This is a genomic window from Yoonia litorea, from assembly GCF_900114675.1.
In the GTDB taxonomy this organism is placed as follows: Bacteria; Pseudomonadota; Alphaproteobacteria; order Rhodobacterales; family Rhodobacteraceae; genus Yoonia; species Yoonia litorea.
Map to the genome: position 1 here is coordinate 77,074 of NZ_FOZM01000002.1, position 24,191 is coordinate 101,264.

Consider the following 24,191-nt stretch of genomic DNA (forward strand, 5'->3'; position numbering starts at 1 on the left):
CCTAAATCTCCAGCAGACGTCTGATTAGGAAGTCGACTGTCTCGATAACCTTCGCGTTGGCACCATAGGATTGTTCCACCTTCAGAAGTGTTTGCAGCTCCTGATCAGTATCGACGCCCTGCGCAAGTTCGGCCTGCGTCAAAGTACTCAGACGTGCCTGCGAAAAACTTGCATCTGTTTCAGCCGAGAGGCGCGTTGCGCCGAGGCGAGATGTGAAATCTGCCGCCCGCGCAGAGAGTGACTGTTTGCCTGACAGAGGCAAATCTTCCCTGAGCTCAGAGAACGCAACAATCCATCGATTGATCTGGGTCGCGTCGCTGTTGGGTGCGAGCACCGGGCCGTTCAGCCCATCCCGAATGCGCGCAAAACCACCACCGACTGATGGATCAAATAGCGGGTTGAGTGTCAGCCGACCCGCTAGCCCTGCAACATCAAGCGGGTTCAGTGAGTTCCCTTGAACGGTGACGAGGCCAGGATCGCCGGCTGTCAGTGTCGGATCATTGGCTGGATCCTGGAATCTGGCAACCATATCGACTGCGAGCGTGTCGAGGCTAGCTTGAACATTGACAAGTATTTCATCGCGCATCGCGAAAGCAGCACCGATCGATCCACCGTCGAGCCTGCCTATACCGTCATCATTGTCCAAAGGCTGGCCGTCCCACAAAACGCCAGAAAGTGCGCCCGAAGAGAGCGACATATCGGCTGTGATTGTTGGCGTCATCTTGAACGAAAAACTTGCCGGCCGACCATCTAACAAGGTCAGGCCACTTGTTGTCATCAAACGCACCGTTTGATTGTCGCTTTCGGTGACGCGGATCGGAACCAGCTCGGCAACGGTATCGATCAACCTTTGTCGCGCATCGAGCAGTCCAGAAATATCCGTTCCAGACGCCGAGAGGCGCAAAACGTCCGCGTTCAGTGCGGCAATCTGTACCAGCCTGTCGTTGAGTGTCGCGATCTGTCTGTCAATTGTGCGGTCAGCTTCTTCGCGAAGGTTTTGAATGTCGTCGTTGTTTTGATCGAAGGTGGCGATCATGGCGCCAAAGGCGTCGGCGACTTGGGTCAGTCTCAACTCAGAAGACGGGTCCCCGCTTGCCCTGATTAATGCAGCCTCAACGGCTGCAATGCGCGAACCGATGTTACTCGGGTCATCTGCTGCGCCAAGGCCGCTTTCAAGACGCGAGAGCATATCCGCAGTCAGCGACTGGCCCGAATACTGCGCGTCTGCAAGACGTCTGTCGGCGATCAAGCCACGATCGATCATCCGATCTATGCCATCGACGCTGACGCCACCCAATTCTTTTGATGAAAGTTCGATGACGCGTCGGGCATATCCGTCGGTGAGCGCATTTGAGATATTGGAAGAGACGACCTCCGCCAGCCTCGAGCTGGCGGTCAGGCCGGTCAGTGCATTGTTCAGTGCGCCCGATATGCTCATCGTCTAATCTCGCTTACCGTTTGATATTCGTCGTTTCCTGAAGCATCTCGTCGACGGTCTGGATTACTTTCGCATTTGAGGAATATGCCCGTTGGGTCTGGATCAGCTCCGTCAGTTCGCCAGCAACATCAGTGGCAGATTCCTCTCTCGCGAAACCGACGATGTCGCCGGTTGGCCCGTCACCAGCATCCCACAAGAAGAAGGAACCGCTGTCGGGTGTCACGCGGTAGCTTTGCTGATCAAGCGTTTCCAACCCGTTCACGTTTGGAACGTCGACCAGTGGAATTTGATAGAGAACCCGATTGATGCCGATATCAAAAGACGCCCTTACGAAGCCGTTTTGATCCACCTCGATCGAGGTGAGGCTTCCAACAGGTGTTCCGTTCTTTGAGATCGAGACCGGTGCAAACGCGTCAGAGAGCTGCGTCAGTCCGATAGAACTGCCCAATTCACCAATATTAATTTCCATCGGACCACCATCTACGTTGATGTTGAGCGCACCGGTCGTTGGGTCGTAAGAGCCACCCACTGGGTTGAGTGGGTCAGCGAAGGCAACGCTCGCCAATGTCCCGCCGCCGCCACGCGTGTCATCAAACGTGAGTGTATATTCGCCAACAATATCTGGCAGGCCGTCCGCGTCTGTGTCTGTCTCACTGTCGCGGATCACCATTGTCCATTCATTCGAAGCCCCATTCGCAGGAACCGTCGGTGTAAATGTAAAATTGAGGTTTGATGATGCACCGAGGTTATCGAAATATTCGACGGAGAGCGTTTCTGTATCTCCTGCTGACCCCTCCCGGGTCGATGTGGCAGGCAGGTTGACTGACAAATCTACCCGTGTGGTCGCCTCTCCAGCAAACTGGTTGGCGTTAATTTGTACCGGAACAAGCCCGTCAATGGAATCGCGTGGATAGTTCGGAATGGTACCGTCAGGCGACGCGGGAACCCCGAGCAACACCAGTCCACCTGACGTGCGCAGATAGCCTTGATCATCCGGCCTGAACGATCCGGTGGTCGTCAAGAAGAGCGGGTCGTCACCATTCCCGACAGCCACCGACGTTTCTGACGTCACTGGCAGCATCCCGCGTCCGCGTACCGCAAGATCGGTGGGGTTCGAGGTGGACACGAGCGCGCCACGTTCATCAATCAGGCGCGCGGTCGTCGTGCGCACACCACCCGCTGAGTATGTGCCTTGACCGCTTTCGATGACCATGGACTGAAAATCAGTTACCGCCCTTTTGTAGCCGTATGTCGACGAGTTCGAAATATTGTCAGAGATCGTCGCCAACCGCGATGCATTCGCGGCGAGGCCTGCAACGCTTGCATTCAAGGAAGAAGAAATCGTCATTCAGGGCGCCTTTCTGGATGGTGGAGAATCTACCTTTGCTCTTCTTAGGCACCGCGCCTTAACGGAGCGCTAATTCCAGCGGGGCCGCTTCATTCATCTTCCCGCAGCAAGATCACCTTCAGCCGGTTATTGCGGGGCTCAGTGGCATTTTGCGTCGCCGGTTCTCGATCCCCGCCACCTGCAATTTGCGTAATTCTGAGTGGGTTGAGCCCTGCTCCTTCGAGCAATAGCCGCATCTGTTCGGCACGGCCGGTTGATATCTCCCAAACGGGATAATTCGCGTGAAGGACGGATTTGGCGCTGAGGTGGCCTTCGATGTGTATGTCGTTGCTCACGATCCCGAAGACTTCTGCCATGACCCCTGCAATTTCGCCGGTGACAGATGTCGGCTGCGTGGTATCGCCAAAGAAAAGACTGGCGTCGGGCAGGTCGAAAAGCTCGATGATCAAACCCTCATCAGTGAGCCGGGTGACAACATGACGGAGTGCCTCCTCGGAAATCATGCTCTCTCCGCCTCGGCCTAAGAGGACTGCCTCAATGTCGCGAAGTGCAGCCACCTGCGCTGCGGTGGCATCATCGCCCGTCCGGCGATCAGACCTGATAGGCTCGGATCCAAGCGTCGGCTGCGCGATTCCGGTCCCGCTTTGTGCAAGGGTTTCGTCTGTAAAGATGTTGTCGCCACCGAACGCGCCGTCGCCACCGCCCGATACACGGTTGATAGGGATTGTGGGTGAAAAATAGTCCGCAATGCCTTTGCGCTGCTGTTCGGTCGTCGCATTCAGCAGCCACATTAGCATGAAGAAGGCCATCATCGCGGTCACGAAATCCGCATACGCAACCTTCCAGGCACCGCCATGATGGCCACCCCCGGCGACCACTTTCTTTCGCTTGATGATTGTCAGTCCGTTGCTGCCATCCGCCATGCGCACCACCTCTCATTACCACCGGCGCACGAGGTAGTTTCAGGGCCGTAAAGGCGACCTTAACAGGTGCATTTGAGTCAACTGAGGTGCTTTGACTTAGATCTGCTGGTCTGCTGCGCCGTGCTCGTTCGAGAGAACAGCCAAGTCCAGGACACGCTGAAGGTTTGCGCCTCTGGCGAAATCAGGCAGCACCTGGGTGCCGTCACGTATCGCTTGGACAAACCGCTGGTAGTTGGTCGGAACATCGGGCGGTGTCAGGTCAAACCATTCGCCTGATTTCAGCGCTTCGCCCTCAGAGATGGAGAGACGGGATTGCCCTTTCTCAAACCGGACATCGAGCCCGCCCTTGGTGCCATAAATCCGCAAACGCAGGTCGTTGAGGTGACCGCTTGCAAAACGCGTTGCGTGGATGACCCCGATTGCACCTGTGCTGAGTTGCAGGTGCATTGCCATGCTGTCGTTAGCGTCGAGTCTGTAGGGCCAGATTTCGTTGCCCTTCACTTTCTCAAAGGTCTGCAGGCGGCATGAAAGTTTATCGACGGCTGCGCCTGCTACGAAGGTCGCAAAGTCAACGATATGCACGCCGACATCACCGAGCACCCCCATCGACCCATGGGCGGTGGACAGACGCCACAGCCATTGCGGGTCATCAGCCCAATGCCCCCAGGCATCTTGTGTCAGCCAACTTTGCAAATAGGACGCTTCAAAGTGCCGAACGTCGCCGATCCGTCCTTCGGCGACCAATTGCGCTGCGTGGATCAAAGCGGGGACATTGCGGTAGGTCAGATTGACCATGTTGACGACACGAGCCTGTTGCGCGGCCGTCGTCATTTCATTCGCGTCAGCTTCGCTCGTCGCAAGCGGCTTTTCGCACAGAACGTGCTTACCAGCTTTCAAGAAGGGTAAAGTAGTTCGCCGGTGTATGGCATCGGGCGTGACATTGGAAACGGCGTCAAACTCTCCCCATTTCAAGGCATCCTCGACGCTCGAAAACCCGTTTTCGATCCCAAAGTCCTTGTTGAATGAAGCAAGCGCCTCTGCATTGATGTCGACACTTCCGACAACCGTGACCCCTTCCATTTCTTGGTAGGCTTCCGCATGCGCACGGGCCATCCCGCCTGTGCCGACGATGAGCAGTCGGATCACCGATAACCCTCCTCGCCGTCTTTGTGCAGGCGCGGGCCACGTTCCTCGATCGGCTCCAGCGCCTGATCGACAGGGACATTTGGCGCATCGTTGACATCCTTCACGCGCGGCGCGGGGTTAAAGGCCCATCGCACCGCATTGCACAGGACTGTCTGGATATTGGGATCGTGGTAGGTCGGGTAGGTTTCGTGACCCGGTCTGAAATAGAACACATTTCCAGCACCCCTTTTGTACGTCAGGCCAGAGCGGAAGACCTCGCCGCCCTGGAACCAGCTAATGAAAACCGTTTCCAATGGTTCAGGGACACCGAAGGGCTCCCCATACATCTCTTCGTTTTCGAGCGCGAATTGATCTGGAAGACCTGCGGCGATGGGATGGTTTCGAGACGTCACCCAGATGCGTTCACGCTCCCCGGCCTCGCGCCAGGTCAGATTGCACGGCGTGCCCATCAAACGTTTGAAGATCTTTGCAAAGTGAGCGGAATGCAAAAGGATCAGACCCATGCCTGCATTCACGTGGTCGGCCACGCGCTCAACAACCTCATCAGAGACGTCACCATGCGCAGCATGGCCCCACCATAAGAGAACATCGGTTTCGGCAAGACGCGTATTAGTTAAACCATGTTCGGGGTCCTGCAGGGTCGCCGTTGTTGCTGTGATTCCATCCTGCCGCAACGCGGCCGCAATTGTCTCATGCATGCCATCTGGATAGATCTCAGCCACGATCTCATTGGTTTGCTCGTGGACGTTCTCCCCCCAAACAACAGCCCTGATTGTCATCGCGATTCTCCTTCCAAAGCGCTTTGACGGGACGTTGTGTCAGTATGTTAGCGTTAGCAAGAGACAAATACCTGCGTGTGCGGGGAATTTTTTGAGAGGTGAGAGCTACGCGAGATCGGGACAATATATCACACTGTCAATCCCAGTTTACACTTGCCGAGGAATTCTTGTAAATCTAGACTTACAATATGAGTGTCACGTCCGATTTACACCTCAAGTCCGGACCGCGCCGCTGGCCAGAGCCGCGCGCGATGCTCACGCTCATCAAGCCTCATACCTGGTTTCCGCCAATGTGGGCTTATCTCTGCGGTGTCGTTTCTGTCGGGGCTAGCCCGTCAGATCACTGGTTTTTGATCACCTTGGGGATCGTCCTTGCCGGCCCGGTCGTTTGTGGGATGTCGCAGGCAGCAAACGATTGGTGCGACAGGCATGTCGATGCCATCAACGAACCACACCGCCCTATTCCATCCGGCCGCATTCCTGGGCGCTGGGGGCTTTATATTGCGCTTGCAATGACCGCTCTGGGTCTGTTGATCGGGTATCAGCTTGGTCCATGGGGTTTCGGTGCGACGATTCTCGCAGTGGCCGCCGCCTGGGCCTATTCCGCCGAACCTGTACGCGCCAAACGCTCCGGCCTTTGGGGTCCTGCCTTATGTGGCCTGGCCTATGAGACCCTGCCCTGGATCACCGGCGCAGCTGTTGTGGCAGCAGGCGCACCGCGTCCGGAGGTCATCGTCATTGCCGTCCTCTATGGCCTCGGCGCGCATGGCATCATGACCTTGAACGACTTCAAGGCAATTGAAGGTGATCGCGCTATGGGCCTGAGATCCTTGCCTGTCGTGCTTGGACCCAAGCGCGCAGCGAAGGTCGCCTGCTGGGTCATGGCTGTTCCGCAGATTGCAGTCATCGGACTGTTGCTTCTTTGGGCAAAGCCGGTTCACGCGCTTGGTGTTCTGCTCATGCTCGGCGTTCAGTTGAGCGCGATGCGTGTCTTGTTGCGCGATCCAGAAGGCAAGACGCCTTGGTATCAGGGGATGGGCATCGTCTTTTTCATCTCCGGTATGATGATAGCAGCGCATGCACTGCGGACGGTGGGGGCCTGACGGATGCTGAGCTGGTTCCAGATCGTCAGATTGGGCTTTGTTCAGATGGCTCTCGGCGCAATTGTCGTGCTGACGACCTCAACCCTAAACAGGGTCATGGTGGTGGAGCTTTCACTTCCGGCAATCCTTCCGGGGTTGCTGGTGGGATTGCACTATGGAATCCAACTGACGCGACCGCATTGGGGCTTCTACTCTGATGCCGGTGGGCACCGCACCCGTTGGATTATCGGGGGAATGATAGCGCTAGGAACAGGCGCTTTCTCGGCAGCACTTGCACTTCTAGTATTCCCGCATTCGTTTGCATTTGGCCTGACAATCTCCGTGATTGCCTACACGTTCATCGGACTTGGCGTCGGTGCGGCCGGCACGTCAATGTTGGCACTGCTAGCAACAACCACGCACCCTGATCGACGGGCAGCGGCCGCAACAATCACATGGTTGATGATGATTTTCGGCATCGCAATGACGGCGGGGATCGTCGGCCAGCTTATCGACCCGTATACACCGGCCTTGCTGCTCAAGATCGTCGCGAGCGTTTGCGTCATTGCCGTCGCAACAAGCGCACTTGCCGTCCTGGGGATCGAGAGAAAACTGGTTGCCGTCCGTGAAACCGACCCCACCCCTTTCATGGAGGGCCTCAAAGAGGTCTGGGCAGAGCGCAAAGCCAGAAATTTCACGATCTTCGTCTTTCTGTCCATGACTGCATATTTCATGCAGGAGCTGATCCTGGAACCTTATGCAGGACTGGTCTTTGGCTATACGCCTGGCCAATCAACATCGTTGTCAGGGGCACAGAATGGCGGCGTTTTCCTAGGGATGTTGACTGTCGGGATCATGGCCACCGGACTGAAGATCGGCGCGCTGCGTAACTGGGTAATGGTTGGGTGTCTTGGTTCTGCCGCCGCCCTCAGCCTGATCGCAGGCCTTGGCCCCGTCGGACCTTCCGCGCCACTCCTGCCCGCGGTCGTCATCCTTGGCTTCTTCAACGGCATGTTTGCAGTCGCTGCAATTGGATCAATGATGGCGCTTGCTGGCGATGGGGTGGAGCGTCGTGAAGGCACGCGCATGGGCCTATGGGGTGCTGCGCAGGCAATCGCTGCCGGCTTCGGCGGCCTTTTAGGCGCGGCTTGCGTCGATGTTCTGCGCGTAAGACTGCCGGACAGTCAGGCATTTGGCACAGTCTTTCTGGTCGAAGCCGCAATCTTTCTCGCCGCGACCGCCATGGCCGCCAAAATCATGGATCGCAAGATCCCAACCTCCACCCTCGTTCCAGGAGAATGATACATGCTTTATGATGTTGTCGTTGTGGGTGCTGGCCCGTCAGGAGCCACCGCTGCCGAAGACCTCGCCCGCTCAGGCCATACGGTAGCATTCATCGACCGCGACGGTCGGATCAAACCGTGTGGCGGGGCGATTCCGCCGCGACTGATCGAGGACTTCTTCATTCCGGACGAACAGATCGTTGCGCGGGTGAATACCGCACGGATGATCTCTCCAACCGGACGGCAGGTGGATATCCCCATCGAAAACGGCTTCGTCGGGATGGTGGACCGCGAACACTTTGACGAATTTCTAAGACAGCGCGCACGCGATGCCGGTGCCCATAGATACACCGGCACCTTCACGCGGATCACGCGGGACGGAGAGAATCCAAAAGTCCATTACCGCGACAAGATCAGCGGCAACGAAGTCGCGCTGGAGGCCAAGTTGATTATCGGCGCTGACGGTGCACGATCCAATGTTGCGCGTGCTGAGGTCGAAGGTGGGGACCGGATCCCTTATGTCATCGCATACCACGAAATCATCGAGGCGCCCGGCGCAACCCTGACGTACGACCCCAAGCGATGTGACGTTGTCTACGATGGACGCATTTCACCGGATTTCTATGGATGGGTCTTTCCGCATGGCGCGCAGGCAAGCGTGGGCATGGGTTCAATGATCAAGTCTGTTGATGTCAAACAAGCCACCGCTGACCTGCGCGCGGCATCCGGACTTGCCGATTGTAAAACGATCCGCAAGGAAGGCGCACCGATCCCGCTCAAACCCTTGGACAGATGGGACAACGGGAAGGATGTGGTGCTTGCAGGCGATGCAGCCGGCGTTGTCGCACCATCCTCGGGTGAAGGCATTTACTATGCGATGGTCGGGGGTCGCGTGGCGGCCACTGCAGCCGCTGCGACACTTGCCTCCGGTCAGGTCAAGGATCTGCAACTCGCCAGGAAACTTTTCATGCGCGAGCACAAACAGGTCTTCCGCGTCCTCGGCGCTATGCAAAACGCCTATTACCGCAGCGATGAGCGCAGGGAACGTTTCGTTTCTCTGTGTCATGATGTCGACGTGCAAAAGCTGACCTTCGAGGCGTATATGAACAAAAAGCTTGTTAAAGCACGACCGTTGGCGCACCTGAAAATTGGCATCAAGAACCTCGCCCACCTGACCAGAATAGTTTCACCGCTACGCACATGACCACGATGATCCCGGCCTGGGTGAACGGCAATCTCAAGCCTGTCGAGAAACTCGACGCGCACGTACGCGGCCTAAAACACAAGGCTGTAAGTGTGTTCGTGATGAACCGCGGGCGCGTTCTGATCCAGCAACGCGCAATGGGCAAGTATCACACGCCCGGACTTTGGGCGAATACCTGCTGCACGCATCCCGAATGGGATGAGGACCCCAGCGATTGCGCCATCAGACGCCTCGATGAAGAGTTAGGCATCAAGGGTCTCTACCCTTCACACCGTGAACAGATCGAATACCGCGCCGACGTCGGTGGTGGCCTGATCGAGCATGAAGTCGTCGAAGTCTTTTTGGCAGACGCACCGAATGACATGGTCTTCAGGCCAAATCGCGACGAGGTCATGGCAACACGCTGGATGGACTTTTACGACCTTTGTGCCGACGTCGCGCGCCATCCTTCGCAATACACCCCTTGGCTGCGGATTTATCTCGAAGACCACAGCAGCGCAATCTTCGGGGACCTCCTGCGCGCCGTCTAAGCCATTTCACTCTTTCGCACGTGATGCTAAAGGCGTCAAAGCGAGGGAATTGAGACATGGCTCTTTGGGTATTTGGATACGGCTCACTGCTTTGGGATCCGGGCTTTCAGCCTGCCAGACAGGTCAAAGCACGCTTGCAAGGCTATCATCGCAGCTTTTGCATGTTGTCGATCCACCACCGCGGATCGGAAGACGACCCCGGGCTTGTTCTGGCACTCGACAAGCAGGACGGAGGGCAATGCACTGGCGTCGCCTTTGAGGTGGCCGCCGGAGAAGAAGATCACGTGCTTCAGATGCTGCGTGACCGCGAGCTTATCTCCTCGGCCTATTATGAGGATACGGTGCAACTGACCACCGATGGCGGCGAAAAGATTGATGCGCTCGCCTATATCATCAACCGCGATCATGTTCAGTATTGCCAATTCGATCTGGAGCGGCAGGCGCAGATCATTGCGAACGCGGTTGGTGGCCGCGGCCCTAACACGGACTATCTGTTCAATACAGTCGCCCATCTCGATGAACTCGACATCAAGGACGATGAGTTGCGCTGGCTGAAACAGCGGGTTCGTGCCTTGCAAGCAACATAAATCTGCCCCGATTTTGTTAGGCTTTGCGTCTATCCCCCCATATGCTGTTATGCATCGCAACGAGGCAATCGAGATAGGGGCGCACCAAGGTGTCTGAGAAACGCCAACCCAAAGCACAACCACAGTTTTCGCAACCGATCCGTCAGCTTCTTTTCATGCTGACAGCATTCGGGCTCGTCGCGGCCGGTTTCTACCTCGGACAAGAGCAGATCATCGCGATCTATCAGTCCAACCCCTACCTCAACGGGGTTATTCTTGGCGTCTTTGTCTTGGGCGTCTTGTCCTGCTTCAATCAGGTCTTTGTCCTGATGAACTCGGTCCGCTGGATCGAGCGTTTTGCAAATGATGCAGGCGGCCATTCCTACAGCACCGCACCATCACTCTTGGCGCCGCTGGCAACCTTGCTGCGACAGCGTGGCGCGCGGACACAGGTTTCGTCTTCTTCAGGGCGTTCGATCCTCGACTCTGTCGCTCAGCGCATCGACGAAGACCGCGAGATCACGCGCTATATTGGGAACGTCCTGATTTTTCTCGGCCTGCTTGGCACGTTTTACGGCCTCGCAACGACCGTCCCTGCGCTGGTTGAGACGATCCGTTCGCTGAACCCCGGTGAGGGTGAGTCTGGTGCTGATATCTTCGCACGTCTTCAGTCCGGACTTGAAGCACAGCTTGGCGGTATGGGTACAGCCTTCTCAAGCTCGCTGATGGGTCTGGCGGGATCGTTGATCGTCGGCCTGCTGGAGCTTTTTGCCGGTCACGGCCAGAACCGTTTCTATCGTGAACTCGAAGAATGGCTCTCGACGATCACACGTGTCGGAATTGACGGCGAAGAAGGTATGGGCGCTGATATGGGTGCCATGGGCGCCTTCGTCGATCAACTCGGCGAGTTGATGGACACGATCCAGATGATGATGGGTCAAGCCGATGCTGATCGCGAACAAAACGAACGCCGCTTTGAAGCCCTTGCAAGCGCAATGCAGCAAGTTGCACAAAATGAAACGGCAAGCTCGAATACCTCACTTCTTGAGCGCGTCGCACTCGGGCAGGAAGCCCTGATCAAGAAACTCGACGAAAGCGGCATGGAAGGCATCGACGCTGAAAGCCGGATGCGGCTTCGGTCGATTGATGTCCAATTGTTGCGGATACTTGAAGAAATGTCAGCGGGCCGTCAGGAAAGCATCGCTGACCTGCGCGGCGACCTCATCAATCTTGCGAACGCAATCAAGAGCCGGGGCTAACCTATGGCGCTGAGCCGCAGGAAATCCAACAGAGTTCAGAACGCAATCTGGCCCGGTTTCGTAGATGCGATGACCGGTCTGCTGCTTGTGTTGATGTTTGTTTTGACCATCTTCATGGTCATTCAATTCGTCCTGCGCCAACAGATCACAGGGCAGGAAACAGAGCTCGATGCGCTCAGCAATGAGGTAGCTGCACTTGCAGCGACGCTTGGTCTTGAACGTGACCGCAGCGCGTCCCTTACATCTGACCTCGACGCGGCCAATGCAGAGGCCGAAAGACAAGCAAGCCGGATCGCATCACTCATCGCCGAACGGCAGGCGCAAGATCAGGCGTTGGCAGATGCGCAGTCCCAGATCACTCAGTTCGAGGCCCAGGTCGCTGGGCTATTGTCAGATCGGTCGGAAGCTCTTGCACAAATCTCAGATCTGGAGGCGGAGCAATCCGATCTGCTTTCAGAGAAGGAGGCGTTGAACCTTGCTTTGGCACAGGCCCGCAGCGAAATCGACGCCGGTGTTGAGGCGGCGCGCCTAGCAGCGGCCCGTCGGGAAGCTCTCGAGGCACTTGTCGCCGACCTCGAAGCTGAAAACGCAGCGCAGGTCGAAACGATCACTGATCTGGAGGCTGAGGCGCTTGTCGATGCCGCAGCCGCAGAAGCCCTTCGCGAGCGTCTGGCAAATGCTGACACAGAACTGACCGCGATGACATTGAACCTTGAACGGCAACGTCAGGAAGCTGAAGACACCCTTACCCTTTTGGCCGCAGCCCAAGCCGCACAGGCAGAACTTGACCGGCTTCGCGCATCTCTTGCTGATGAAAACGACAGTCTTGAGGTGCAACTCGCTGAATCGCGAGCGCGCGTGTCCCAGTTGGAGGCGCAACTCGCGGCCTCCGAGGAAGCACAGACCTCCGAAGCCGCACGTCAGGCCGAATTGCTTGCCCTTGCCAATGCAGCTCTTGCACAAGAGGAAGCGCTTTCGGCTGAAAGCCAACGGCAGGTCGCACTGCTCAACGAACAGATCACCGAATTGCGGACCCAAGTCGGCAATTTGCAGTCCCTTCTCAATCTCGCCGAAGATGCCGACCGTGAGGCGCAGGTCCAGATTGAAACACTTGGCGCACAGTTGAACACCGCACTTGCACGCGCGGTTGCCGAAGAACGGCGTCGGATCGCCTTGGAAGAGGCCGAACGCATTCGCCTCGAAGAAGAAGCCATCCGGCTGGCCGAAGAAGCCGAGCGACTGGCTGCAGAGGCGCAAAACCTGGAACGTTTTCGGTCTGATTTCTTCGGCCAGCTCCGCGATATCCTCGAGGGGCAGGAACGCGTGCGCATCGAAGGGGACCGGTTTATCTTCAATTCCGAGGTGCTTTTCGCGCCGGGAAGCGCAGAGCTATCTGCCGCAGGCGAAGAGGAAATCGCAGGTATCACTGATCTTCTGGCGGGAATTGCCAGCCAGATCCCGGACGGAATTGACTGGCTTATCCGCGTCGATGGCCACACCGACAACGTGCCCGTGGGAACAAGTAGTCGCTTTGCCGATAACTGGGAGCTTTCCCAGGCGCGGGCGTTGTCTGTTGTACGCTTTATGTCCGAAGAGCTTGGCTTCGATCCCCGTCGACTTGCAGCGAACGGCTTTGGTGAGCACCAGCCACTGAACCCCTTGGATACGCCCGAAGCACGTGCCCAGAACCGCCGGATCGAGTTGAAGCTGACCGAGCGCTAGCCTTCGATCGCTTTGATCATGTCAACGCGGGTTCCGTGACGCCCACCTTCGAATGTGGCGTCGAGAAACGCGTCCACGATATCCAAAGCAAGCATGTCACCAACGACCCGCGCCCCGATCGAGAGCATATTGGCATCGTTGTGCTGTCGGATCATTCGTGCCGAGAAGGTGTCCATGCAGACACCGCAACGGATCCCCTTGACCTTGTTGGCGGCCATCATGATGCCCTGCCCTGTCCCACAGAGGATAATGCCGAGAGCGCAGTCACCTGATGCAACCTTCTGGGCGGCAGCTTCACCATGTTTGGGATAGTGTGTGCTTTCTGTCGTTGTCGGGCCAATGTCGACCACCTCGTAGCCTTTCGCAGATACATGCGCTGCAATCGCTGCACGTAGGTCCAAAGCTGCATGGTCACTGGACAGCACAATTCGTGTTTTGGCGCTCATGACGTTGATCCCTCATGACAAGTGGCGTTTGTCGCCTTGGACCAGTTTCGCTCCTTCTGGTCAAACAAAAACCCGCCGCAATTATCTGCGGCGGGTTCATTCATCAATTTTAAGCTTTGCTTAGTCGGCCGTCAGCAATGGCGGTTTGTTTCCGCCGCCAGTGATGCGTCCCGGACCCGGCTCTTCGAACCGCAGCTCAAGTGCACCTTTCTTTACGCCGACTTTCACGATGCCACCCTTAACCAGTTTGCCGAACAGGAGTTCTTCGGCCAATGGTTTCTTGATGTGTTCCTGAATGACGCGGCCCAACGGACGCGCACCCATTTTCTCATCGTAGCCTTTGTCAGCCAACCACTCGGCTGCCGCGTTGGTCAACTCGATATGGACGTTGCGGTCAATCAACTGCGCTTCCAGTTGGAGCACAAACTTTTCGACCACCTGCAAGATCACCGGTTTCGGCAGTGCGCCAAAGCTGATGACCGCATCAAGACGGTTGCGGAACTCAGGCGTGAAGGTGCGTTCGATCGCGGCGGTATCTTCACCTTCGCGCGTTTCACGTCCAAAGCCCAAAGCGTTTTTCGACATTTCTGCCGCACCAGCGTTGGAGGTCATGATGATGATCACGTTGCGGAAATCAGTCGTCCGCCCGTTGTGGTCGGTCAGCTTCCCGTGATCCATCACCTGCAAGAGGATGTTATAGACATCCGGATGTGCCTTCTCCATCTCGTCGAGCAACAGAACACAGTGCGGGTTCTGATCCACACCGTCTGTCAACATGCCGCCCTGATCAAAACCAACGTAGCCCGGAGGCGCGCCGATCAGGCGAGATACGGCATGTTTCTCCATGTACTCTGACATATCGAAACGGAGCAGTTCGACCCCAAGTGTGTCGGCCAACTGTTTGGCAACTTCGGTCTTACCAACACCTGTCGGTCCGGCGAACAAATAGTTACCAATCGGCTTCTCGGGCTCGCGCAGACCAGCGCGCGCCAGTTTGATTGCCGAAGACAGCGCCTCAATCGCAGCATCCTGACCGAAGACGACGCGCTTCAGCGTTGTTTCGAGATCTTTCAGCACCTCTGCATCGTCCTTAGAGACATTCTTCGGCGGAATGCGCGCGATTTTGGCCACGACATTCTCAATCTCCTTGGCACCGATCGTCTTACGACGCTTAGATTCCGCGACAAGATGCTGTGCGGCACCTGCCTCATCAATGACGTCGATTGCTTTGTCAGGCAATTTGCGATCGTTGATATAACGCGCCGAGAGCTCAACAGCTGTCTTGATGGCATCAGCCGTATATTTGATGCTGTGGTGTTCTTCGAAGTATGGCTTCAAGCCCTGCAGGATCTTCACAGCATCAGAGACAGACGGCTCCGTCACATCAATCTTCTGGAACCGGCGACTCAGCGCGCGATCCTTTTCGAAGTGCTGACGGAACTCTTTGTAGGTGGTTGAGCCCATGCAACGCAGCTTGCCGCCCTGCAAGGCTGGCTTCAGCAGGTTGGACGCATCCATCGCGCCACCAGAGGTGGCGCCAGCGCCAATCACGGTATGTATTTCATCAATGAAAAGCACCGCGTCGGGATGATCTTCCATCTCTTTCATCACGGCTTTCAAGCGTTCCTCAAAATCACCGCGATACCGTGTGCCGGCCAAAAGCGCACCCATATCAAGAGAGTAGATCGTTGCCTTCGACAGAACCTCCGGTGTTTCACCGTTGACGATCTTGAAAGCCAAACCTTCTGCGATTGCGGTTTTACCAACACCCGGATCACCCACCAGAAGCGGGTTATTCTTGCGACGGCGGCAAAGTACCTGAATGCACCGTTCCACTTCGTGCGCGCGGCCGATCAAAGGATCAACGTCACCTTTGGAGGCTTTCGCATTAAGATCAACGCAGTATTTGGCAAGTGCGCTTTCTTTCTCCTCGCTCTCACCGGCGTTGATCGTTTCGGATTCCTCGGTAGAGCCAGTGACCGGGCGGCTTTCGCCGTATGCAGGATCTTTGGCGACCCCATGCGCGATAAAGTTCACCGCATCATAGCGCGTCATATCCTGCTCCTGCAGGAAGTATGCCGCGTTGCTTTCACGTTCTGCAAAGATGGCGACCAGCACATTTGCGCCGGTGACCTCACTGCGGCCAGAAGACTGGACATGGATAGCCGCACGCTGGATCACGCGCTGGAATGCCGCCGTTGGCACAGCCTCAGATCCCTCAACATCTGTGATGAGGGTCGAGAGGTCATCGTCGATAAAATCTTCAAGATCCTTGCGCAATTCATCGAGGTTGACCGCACAGGCCCGCATAACCCGCGCGGCATCGGGTTCATCGATCAGCGCAAGCAGTAGGTGTTCCAGTGTAGCAAGTTCATGCTTGCGCTCATTGGCCAGCGCAAGTGCGCCATGAATGGATTGCTCTAGTGTTGTCGAGAATGATGGCACGCTTTGTGCTCCTTCATATCAGGGGTCAGTGCGCGGAGCGCACTCACCGTGGCCTCTTACCTTTAAGGTTTGGTTTTATTTCCCAACCTTCAAGGACTTTTTTCGGATTGGACTTCACAAAAGACGTGATGCCGCAGTTTTCAGCCTCATTTCGGCGCGATGAGGATGTTTCAGACGTCAAAAGCGGTCTTTGCGCTGACGCACCTCGGTGAAAACATCCACCGCAGAAGCGTCCGGCATACCGATAGCCGCTTTAAGTTGGGGAAGATCTGCACGCAAAAAAGGATTTGTGCGCTTTTCTTCAGCGAGGGTGGACGGGACTGTGAATTCACCCGCGGCACGGGCGCTCTCAATCCCCTTGGCTCTTAAGATAAGGCTGGCGTTGTCCGGTTCAATGGTCAACGCAAACCGCGCATTGGCGGCGGTGTATTCGTGACCCGAACAAATCAGCGTATCGTCTGGTAGCGCACGTAGTTTTTGCAGGCTGTCCCACATCGACAGGGGGCTTCCCTCGAAAAGACGTCCGCACCCCAAGGCCATCAAACTGTCTGCGGTAAAGGCGTAGCCGCCAGTCGGCATATAAAAAGCGATATGCCCGATTGTATGGCCGGGGACGTCGAAAACATGGGTGCTACAGCCTACGACTTCGAGAATGTCACCTTCACTCACCTTGCGATCCAGTGGGGGCAAACGGCTGGCATCAGCCGCAGCACCAATCACGCGTGCGCCCTTGCGCAACTCATCGACACCGTCAACGTGGTCGCCGTGATGGTGCGTGATCAGGATATCCGTCAACGTCCATCCGCGCGCGTCTAGCGCAGCCTGAATTGGGGCCGCTTCGGGTGCATCTACGAGTGCAGTTTCGCCGGTCTCTTCGTTATGTACGAGATAAGCGTAGTTATCTTGCAAGCAGGGCACGACAACCAGTTCAAGGCCGTTTGTGTTTGTCATGGCAATGCTCTCTTTCCTTGTTATTGTTAACAGGTAGCTTTGCCGAAAGGGCAGTAAACAGCAATGCACCTTGATGTGCTCGATCTGCGAAATTTCTATTACCGCAGCGCGCTGGGGCGGGCTGCTCAAAAGGTGATCCGTGACGAACTGACGGCAATGTGGCCACAGACCAAAGGTCAGATGGTTGTGGGTTTCGGCTTTGCAGTGCCACTCTTGCGACCGTTTCTGAAGGACGCCAGACGCGTCATCGGTTTGATGCCCGGACCTCAGGGGGTGATGCCATGGCCCGCCGACGGCAAGAACGTCAGTGTACTTTGTGAAGATACGCTTTGGCCGATTGAAACCGGCCACGTGGACCGTCTGGTCGTCATGCACGGGCTGGAAACCAGCGAGCAGCCCTCAAACCTTCTGGACGAGGCATGGCGGGTACTTGGCCCGGGTGGCCGCGCCGTTTTCATTGTGCCCAATCGTGCCGGACTGTGGTCGCGGTCAGACGCAACACCTTTTGGCTACGGGCGCCCCTACAGTCTGGGACAGCTTGAGGCCCAACTGCGCAAACACCAGTTCGTGACAGAGCGCACGATGTCGACGCTCTACCAGCCCCCGTCATCGCGCAAGCTCTGGCGCAAGTCTGCTGGCTTGCTTGAAAAAGTAGGGCACAACCTTCCGGTCATCGCCGCTGGCGGGGTGCTCATTGTAGAGGTGAGCAAACAGATGGCTGCCCCGACGCGGCCCGGCTTGACCGAAGCGGTGAAACGGCCGCTCCGGGCGCTTGAGGGCATTGCTAAACCTCAACCAAAGCCTGAAACAGCGCGCATCGCAGTGTCGAAACGCCCTGCCACCGAACGATCCGAGACACGTAGACGCATCTGATGACATCAACATTTGAGATTTACGTTGTCGCCTCTCCGGGGCTTGAACCTCAAATGCTGCAAGAGGTGGTCGAAGCAGGTTTTCCTGATCCCGTGCTTCAGCAAGGCGGTGTCAGCTTCGAAGGGACGTGGGAAGATGTCTGGCGTGCCAATCTGGTCTTGCGTGGTGCGACGCGGGTGCTCGCGCGGGTTGGTGAATTCATGGCATTTCACCTTGCGCAACTCGACAAGCGATCCAGAAAGTTTCCTTGGGGCGACGTCCTGCGTTCGGATGTGCCGGTGCGCGTCGAAGTCGCCACGTCGCGAAAATCAAAGATCTACCACGCTGGAGCAGCGAGCCAGCGGATTGAAAAAGCACTGACCCAAGAGCATGGCATCACAATCAGCCCTGATGCCGATGTCGCGATTAAGGTCCGGATTGATGACAACAAAGTCACGATCAGTATCGATACGTCTGGCGAAAGTCTGCACAAACGCGGCCACAAGGAGGCCGTCGGCAAAGCGCCAATGCGGGAAACACTTGCTGCACTCATGCTGCGGGCATGCGGCTATGATGGGAACGAGTCCGTACTTGATCCGATGTGCGGGTCTGGCACTTTCCTGATTGAGGCCGCAGAAATTGCCGCGGGCTTGATTCCGGGACGTAGCCGCGACTTTGCCTTCATGAAACTCGCAACATTTGATCCGGCACGATGGTCAATCCTGTGCCGTATGGCCAATACGCGCAAAGCGATAGACCACCACTTCTACGGCAGTGACCGCGACGCAGGTGCGGTTCGCATGGCGCACAGCAATGCGACACGGGCGGGCGTGCAAAATGAGATCGACTTTCAAAACTGCAACGCGTCGGACATCCAAAGGCCAGACGGCCCTCCTGGACTTGTGATCTGCAACCCGCCGTATGGCGCAAGGATCAGCAACCAGAAGATGCTCTTCGGGATTTATGCCGGATTGGGTGAGAAGCTTCGCAAAGATTTCGCCGGATGGCGTGTCGGACTGGTGACGAGCGATCCAGCGCTGGCAAAGGCAACGAAGCTACCATTCAAATCAAAAGGGCCACCGATCCCGCATGGTGGGATCAAGGTCTGGTTGTTTCAAACCGACCCGTTACCCGATGCAACGAAGGGACAGATCTGATGATCGCCGCCTTTAGAGGTCTATCCGCATTTCCCATAACCCCCTGCAGCGATGATGGCGTCGTCAATGAAGCGGCTCTTTCCGCGATGATTGAGAGGATCTCGGGCGCTCAGGTCAATTCGATAGGCTTACTGGGCAGCACTGGAACCTATGCCTATCTGGATCGCGAACAGCGCAGACGTGCAGTTGCGGCCGCTGCAAAAGTAAAAGGCACTGTTCCGCTGATAGTCGGAGTTGGGGCCATGCGCACGGATAGCGTCGTGGCGCTTGCGTCCGATGCAGCAGATCAGGGGGCGGACGGGCTTCTCCTTGCGCCGGTGTCCTACACGCCGCTGACAGATGACGAGGTTTTTTCACTCTATCATGACGTGTCTACCTCGACCGACCTGCCGATCTGTATCTACAACAATCCTAGCACCACCCATTTTACCTTCTCGACAAGTCTGTTGGAGCGACTGGCCGCCTTGAAAGGTATTGCTGCGGTCAAGATGCCGCCTCCAACGCAAGGCGACTTAGCGGAAGATTTGGGGCGGTTACGACGGGCGTTGCCAGATGATTTTGTGATTGGCTACAGCGGCGATTGGGTCATCTCCGACGCGCTTCTCGCGGGAGCGGACGCATTCTACAGTGCTCTTGCCGGAACCCTGCCGCACACCTTCGGCACTCTGGCCAAGGCGGCGAGCGCCAAAGACGTCGAAGTGGTCAACGGGTTGAATCGGAAACTCGCACCGATTTGGGATCTCTGTCGCCGTTACGGAAGTCTTCGTCTTGCCTACGCACTCAATCACCGACTTGGACACACAGACGCTCAGCTTCCCCGACCGCTCCTCCCAATTGACGATAAAGGGATGCAAAAACTGGACGGGTGGCTAACGGAAAATCAGGACCTGGCGCGCTAAACCGGCGTATCGGCGCTTGTGCGGCGCAGCTTGACCCCTGCAGCCTCCAACACTGTTGCAGCGATATCTACCGCAGTCAGTCCGGCCTCCGCATACATTGCATCGGGTGCCGCGTGGTCGATGTAGCGATCTGGCAAGGTCATCGTTCGGACGGCACAGCGGCCATCGAGCAGCCCCTCATTTGCAAGGTAGTGAAGGACCATCGCGCCAAATCCGCCTTGCGCACCTTGTTCAACTGTCACAAGCGCCTTGTGATGACGTAGCAGGTTCCGGATCAGGCCGTGATCAAGCGGTTTGGCAAAGCGGGCATCTGCAACTGTGGCCGAAACCCCTTGGGCTGCCAGTTTCTCGGCCGCCTTTCGGCATTCTGCGAGGTGGGCACCGAATGAAAGGATGGCAACATCGCTTCCTTCCTCGACGATGTGCCCTTTGCCGATCTCGAGAATTTCACCACGTTCAGGCAACGTCAGACCAACGCCTTCGCCACGCGGGTAGCGGAATGCGATTGGCCCATCATCATAGGCCGCAGCGGTGCGAACCATATGCATCAGTTCAAGCTCATCAGCCGCCGCCATCACCGTCATATTCGGCAACGCCGACAGGTAGCCAATATCAAATGCCCCGGCATGTGTCGGTCCGTCAGCGCCAACCAGACCTGCGCGATCGATTGCAAAACGCACTGGTAAATTCTGGAGCGCAACATCGTGCACAACCTGATCGTAACCACGCTGCAAAAACGTCGAGTAGATCGCGCAAAACGGCTTGAGACCGCTTGCAGCCATACCCGCACTGAAGGTGACGGCGTGTTGTTCGGCGATACCCACGTCAAACACGCGATCTTTGAAACGTGCGCCCATGATATCAACGCCGGTCCCTGAGGGCATAGCAGCCGTCACTGCGACAATGCTGGGATCCAACTGCGCTTCATGTGTCAAAGACGACCCGAAGACCTTGGTATAGCTTGGAGCGTTGGGGCGCGATTTGGCCTGCGCACCGCTTGCAACATCAAACTTGGAAACGCCGTGGCCACGGTCAGCGCTGTTTTCAGCCGGTGCATAGCCTTTGCCCTTTGTCGTGCAGACGTGGATCAATACCGGACCGGTTGCCCTTGTGCGCGCAGCGCGCAGAACCTGAAGCAGTTGGCCCATGTCATGCCCGTCGATTGGACCCACATAGGAAAAGCCGAGCTCTTCGAAAAGTGTGCCTGAACCACCATTTTGCATACCGGTGACCAGATTGCGGGCGCGCCGGGCATGTTCGCGCAAAGGACCGGGCAATGCTGCCTCAAAACCTTCAGCCATTTTGTGCAGGTCACCCATCGGCGATGCATAAAGACCCGAGAGATACTTCGACATCGCACCAACTGGCGGCGCAATCGACATTTCGTTATCGTTGAGAATGACAAAAAGGCGGCGGCCTTCGGCACCCGCGTTGTTCATTGCTTCATAAGCCATGCCAGCGCTAATTGATCCGTCGCCGATCACAGCGATTGCATCGCCGGTGGGCATCCCCATATCGCGACCGACAGCAAAGCCGAGTGCTGCAGAAATCGAGGTGCTTGAATGTGCCGCGCCAAAGGGGTCGTATTCGCTTTCTGCGCGCTTGGTGAAGCCGGACAAACCACCTTCCTGGCGCAAGGTACAGATACGATCGCGCCTGCCGGTCAGGACTTTGTGCGGATAGCATTGGTGACCCACATCAAAGACAAGCTTGTCGCGAGGCGTGTCAAAGACCGCATGGATCGCAACCGTGAGCTCGACAACACCGAGCGAAGATCCAAGGTGTCCCCCCGTCTGCGATACCGCAGATATCACTTCGGCTCTGACGTCATCTGCCAAATTGGCAATCGCGACGTCGTTCATTCGCCGTATGTCCGCAGGACCGGCAATACTGTCCAGAAAGGGTGTGTGAGGCAGGGTCGTCATAGCAGCACCTATTGTGATAGAAAAAAGCGCCGCAACTGGGGAAACCCAATTGCGACGCTAGTCTCCTGTAGCCAACAGGAAGGGAACTGGGGCTCTCGCCCCGATTATCGGGCCAGCCAGGGAGGGTAGCCCGATGGCGAAGGCACAGGCAGGGCGTCGCGCGCTGCCTGCACCAATCTCTTAGACCGTATCGGTCTCTACGATCACTTCGATCATCAACGAGGACGAGCGATTGATCGGATCAGGCGTCTCGCGGCTCTGGTCAGGCAATGCGCGCCCGATACCGGCGATCACTGCAACGATGAACCACAACGCAAGAACGAAGACTGCTGCGTATCCTGCGCCTTTGAGCATCAGATAGGTGATGTCGGCAAAGAGACGAGTCTTGTTGTCCAGATCGAGGATATTTTCTTGTTCACTCATGATCTTTCTCCTCAGTTGATCGGCGCGTAGCCGTGCTCTTGCGCCCAGACGAACCAGTTATCGACAACCGTGCCGGTCAACAGAATTCCGATACCGCCGGTCAGCGTTGTCAGAACTGCAAACCACCACGCCCAGCGGTGGATACCTTCCATCGTGGCGTTAAAGCCCATGGTCCAGCGCCAGAACAAAGCTGCACGCTCTGTCGCTGTGCCGCGATCGACGATCTGTTCGATCTCACGCTCACCGCCGAAACGGCTGACCGCGAGGATTGTCGCACCGTGCATCGCAAACAGCAGGGCAGAGCCATAAAGGAAAGCGATGCTCAGAGCATGGAACGGATTGTAGAACAGGTTGCCATATGTGATCGAAAAGAGGTTCGTCCAGTCGAGGTGACTAAAGACGCCATATGGTACCATTTCGGACCAGTCGCCCATCAGGATCGGACGGAACAGACCCAAGACAAGGAACAGCCAGATTGCAGAGGCAAATGCCCAGGCCACATGCTTGCCCATGCCCAATGCTTCGGCACGCAGGTAGGTGCGAACCCACCATGTGATTACCGAGATCAGCAGGAAGAACGATGCGATCATGAAGTAACCGCCATCATCCATCGGAGGCATGCCTAGACCATAGCCAGGGCTTGGCGGATCCAGTGACAACCAGAAGAGATCCCGCAGGAAAATCGCCGGGTTGTAGTCGGCCTGCGCCCAGAACGACATACCCACCATGACGAACCAGATCAGACCGGTCGCAAGCGAGATCATTCCGAAGGAACCCAGATAGACTGGCCCCAACTGCGCATTGCCGAACCATCCAAAAAGCTTGGAAAAGCCAGCCTTGTCGCCGCGGTCAATCGCGGAACCGTCCGGTGCGGCGACCCCCATTTCAGCAGGGCCTTGCACCTGAACCTGGGTGAAGATGTTTTGATATTCAGCCATTGTTCATACCCTCCTTAAAGGTCAACCCACCAGGGCAATTCAAAGTACCAATCCCACCAGATGATCCACTCTTCGAACCAGACGGTTCCTGAGATCACGATGCAGACCGCAGACCAGAATCCGGCATTGAGCGCCAGAAACAGACCCAGACGGTGAATGCCCAAAGGCCCGATCGAATAGCCGATAAGATCACGGAAGTACGTATCTTCATGGTCCGGTGACTTGATCTCCTGACCTTTCGGCGGGTTCACGGCGGAAAGAACCAGCGAGCCGTGCAGGGCCAAGGCCAAACACGTTGTAAAGAAGAAAGTGATCGCGACCATGTGGGCGGGATTGTAGTGGAAGTTACCGTAGGTGTAGCCCACGTTGTTCACCCAATCGAGGTGGCTGAAGATGCCATATGGGAACCCATGCCCCCAAGCGCCCAGCAGGACCGGACGGATCACAACCAGCGTGACATAGGCAAGAATTGCGACCCCGAAGGCGAACGGGACGTGATAGCCGATGCCGAGTTTGCGGCAAATCTCGACCTCTCGCATCATCCAGCTCACAAAGGCACCAATCGCGCAGATCGTGATGATCTGCCAAAGGCCGCCTTCCATCAGCGGGGCTGCCCCCAATCCATACTCAAGAGGCGGTGGATCGATCGAAATCAGCCATGGATTCCAGGTTGGGCCTTGGCTGGCCCCGTAAAAGATCAAGATTGTCCCAAGGACGGCGAAAAAGAACGTCGTGACTCCGAAGAAGCCAACGTAAAATGGCCCCACCCAGAAGTCGAACAGATCACCGCCTACCAATGTCCCGCCACGGACCCGGTATTTTCTTTCGAAGCTGAGCTGTGCCATCTTCCTACTCCAATTTATCACAGGCCATGC

22 protein-coding genes are annotated in these 24,191 nt (G+C 56.6%); 10 read left to right on the forward strand and 12 right to left on the reverse strand.

All coding sequences use genetic code 11. The annotated features are described in order from the left end of the window. Position 1 precedes the first annotated feature (1 nt). The 5 genes from flgK to BM316_RS10620 form a co-directional block, all read right to left on the reverse strand. The gene (gene flgK / locus BM316_RS10600) at positions 2–1,438 is read right to left on the reverse strand and encodes a flagellar hook-associated protein FlgK (RefSeq protein WP_090208108.1); all 1,437 of its coding nucleotides are present in this window, start codon (positions 1,436–1,438) and stop codon (positions 2–4) included. A 13-nt stretch (positions 1,439–1,451) separates the two neighbouring features. Then, a complete protein-coding gene (locus tag BM316_RS10605; protein WP_090208112.1) occupies positions 1,452–2,786 on the reverse strand; it encodes a flagellar hook protein FlgE in 1,335 nt (444 codons plus the stop codon). A gap of 89 nt (positions 2,787–2,875) precedes the next feature. Next, positions 2,876–3,709: an OmpA/MotB family protein gene (locus BM316_RS10610; RefSeq protein WP_090208116.1), complete on the reverse strand. Its 834-nt coding sequence runs from the start codon at positions 3,707–3,709 to the stop codon at positions 2,876–2,878. A gap of 96 nt (positions 3,710–3,805) precedes the next feature. Next, positions 3,806–4,855 carry a Gfo/Idh/MocA family protein gene (locus BM316_RS10615; protein WP_242649869.1) on the reverse strand — a complete coding sequence of 350 codons (1,050 nt, stop codon included), beginning with the start codon at positions 4,853–4,855 and terminating at the stop codon, positions 3,806–3,808. Further along, on the reverse strand, positions 4,852–5,634 hold the full coding sequence (locus BM316_RS10620; protein WP_090208119.1) for a ThuA domain-containing protein: 783 nt from the start codon (positions 5,632–5,634) through the stop codon (positions 4,852–4,854). Before BM316_RS10620 ends, BM316_RS10615 begins: the two co-directional genes overlap by 4 nt. A 188-nt stretch (positions 5,635–5,822) precedes the next feature. On the opposite strand from BM316_RS10620, the gene chlG reads away from it, so the two are divergent. From chlG to BM316_RS10655, 7 genes are all read left to right on the forward strand, one after another. After that, positions 5,823–6,737 carry a chlorophyll synthase ChlG gene (gene chlG, locus BM316_RS10625; RefSeq protein ID WP_090208122.1) on the forward strand — a complete coding sequence of 305 codons (915 nt, stop codon included), beginning with the start codon at positions 5,823–5,825 and terminating at the stop codon, positions 6,735–6,737. A 3-nt stretch (positions 6,738–6,740) separates the two neighbouring features. Continuing rightward, on the forward strand, positions 6,741–8,018 hold the full coding sequence (locus tag BM316_RS10630; RefSeq protein ID WP_090208125.1) for a BCD family MFS transporter: 1,278 nt from the start codon (positions 6,741–6,743) through the stop codon (positions 8,016–8,018). Positions 8,019–8,021: 3 nt separating this feature from the next. Further along, on the forward strand, positions 8,022–9,203 hold the full coding sequence (locus BM316_RS10635) for a geranylgeranyl diphosphate reductase (protein WP_090208128.1): 1,182 nt from the start codon (positions 8,022–8,024) through the stop codon (positions 9,201–9,203). Next, positions 9,200–9,733, forward strand: a complete 534-nt coding sequence (gene idi / locus BM316_RS10640; protein ID WP_090208131.1) for an isopentenyl-diphosphate Delta-isomerase — start codon at positions 9,200–9,202, stop codon at positions 9,731–9,733. The genes BM316_RS10635 and idi overlap by 4 nt, the downstream gene beginning before the upstream one ends. Before the next feature lie 56 nt (positions 9,734–9,789). Further along, complete coding sequence (locus tag BM316_RS10645; RefSeq protein ID WP_090208134.1) at positions 9,790–10,320, forward strand: gamma-glutamylcyclotransferase; 531 nt, start codon at positions 9,790–9,792, stop codon at positions 10,318–10,320. A 155-nt stretch (positions 10,321–10,475) separates the two neighbouring features. Next, complete coding sequence (locus tag BM316_RS10650) at positions 10,476–11,558, forward strand: biopolymer transporter ExbB (RefSeq protein ID WP_090208136.1); 1,083 nt, start codon at positions 10,476–10,478, stop codon at positions 11,556–11,558. Positions 11,559–11,561: 3 nt separating this feature from the next. After that, positions 11,562–13,280 carry a peptidoglycan -binding protein gene (locus BM316_RS10655; RefSeq protein ID WP_090208140.1) on the forward strand — a complete coding sequence of 573 codons (1,719 nt, stop codon included), beginning with the start codon at positions 11,562–11,564 and terminating at the stop codon, positions 13,278–13,280. Here the strand turns inward: BM316_RS10655 and rpiB are convergent. The 3 genes from rpiB to gloB all read right to left on the reverse strand — a co-directional run bounded on the left by rpiB (position 13,277) and on the right by gloB (position 17,122). Beyond that, positions 13,277–13,726, reverse strand: coding sequence for a ribose 5-phosphate isomerase B (gene rpiB / locus BM316_RS10660; protein ID WP_090208142.1), 450 nt, complete (start codon positions 13,724–13,726; stop codon positions 13,277–13,279). The two genes, BM316_RS10655 and rpiB, sit on opposite strands and share 4 nt — an antisense overlap. 120 nt (positions 13,727–13,846) lie before the next feature. Beyond that, on the reverse strand, positions 13,847–16,171 hold the full coding sequence (gene clpA, locus BM316_RS10665) for an ATP-dependent Clp protease ATP-binding subunit ClpA (protein WP_090208144.1): 2,325 nt from the start codon (positions 16,169–16,171) through the stop codon (positions 13,847–13,849). A gap of 177 nt (positions 16,172–16,348) precedes the next feature. Further along, positions 16,349–17,122 (reverse strand): hydroxyacylglutathione hydrolase, encoded by a 774-nt coding sequence (gene gloB, locus BM316_RS10670; protein ID WP_090208147.1) that lies wholly within the window; start codon positions 17,120–17,122, stop codon positions 16,349–16,351. 63 nt (positions 17,123–17,185) lie between these two features. Here gloB and BM316_RS10675 point away from each other — a divergent pair, with 63 nt between their 5' ends. Genes BM316_RS10675 through BM316_RS10685 form a run of 3 tightly spaced genes read left to right on the forward strand, consistent with a single transcriptional unit; the run spans position 17,186 to position 20,030 of the window. Beyond that, positions 17,186–17,995, forward strand: a complete 810-nt coding sequence (locus tag BM316_RS10675) for a class I SAM-dependent methyltransferase (protein ID WP_090208149.1) — start codon at positions 17,186–17,188, stop codon at positions 17,993–17,995. After that, positions 17,995–19,131: a THUMP domain-containing class I SAM-dependent RNA methyltransferase gene (locus BM316_RS10680; RefSeq protein WP_090208152.1), complete on the forward strand. Its 1,137-nt coding sequence runs from the start codon at positions 17,995–17,997 to the stop codon at positions 19,129–19,131. Before BM316_RS10675 ends, BM316_RS10680 begins: the two co-directional genes overlap by 1 nt. Then, the gene (locus tag BM316_RS10685) at positions 19,131–20,030 is read left to right on the forward strand and encodes a dihydrodipicolinate synthase family protein (RefSeq protein ID WP_242649875.1); all 900 of its coding nucleotides are present in this window, start codon (positions 19,131–19,133) and stop codon (positions 20,028–20,030) included. The genes BM316_RS10680 and BM316_RS10685 overlap by 1 nt, the downstream gene beginning before the upstream one ends. Here BM316_RS10685 and dxs read toward each other — a convergent pair. The 4 genes from dxs to pufL form a co-directional block, all read right to left on the reverse strand. After that, positions 20,027–21,955 (reverse strand): 1-deoxy-D-xylulose-5-phosphate synthase, encoded by a 1,929-nt coding sequence (gene dxs, locus BM316_RS10690; RefSeq protein ID WP_090208154.1) that lies wholly within the window; start codon positions 21,953–21,955, stop codon positions 20,027–20,029. The two genes, BM316_RS10685 and dxs, sit on opposite strands and share 4 nt — an antisense overlap. Positions 21,956–22,135: 180 nt before the next feature. After that, a complete protein-coding gene (gene pufX / locus BM316_RS10695; protein WP_090208157.1) occupies positions 22,136–22,378 on the reverse strand; it encodes an RC-LH1 core complex protein PufX in 243 nt (80 codons plus the stop codon). 11 nt (positions 22,379–22,389) lie between these two features. Then, positions 22,390–23,316 carry a photosynthetic reaction center subunit M gene (pufM, locus tag BM316_RS10700; RefSeq protein ID WP_090208160.1) on the reverse strand — a complete coding sequence of 309 codons (927 nt, stop codon included), beginning with the start codon at positions 23,314–23,316 and terminating at the stop codon, positions 22,390–22,392. 14 nt (positions 23,317–23,330) lie between these two features. Further along, complete coding sequence (gene pufL / locus BM316_RS10705; RefSeq protein WP_090208163.1) at positions 23,331–24,161, reverse strand: photosynthetic reaction center subunit L; 831 nt, start codon at positions 24,159–24,161, stop codon at positions 23,331–23,333. Between the last annotated feature and the right edge of the window lie 30 nt (positions 24,162–24,191).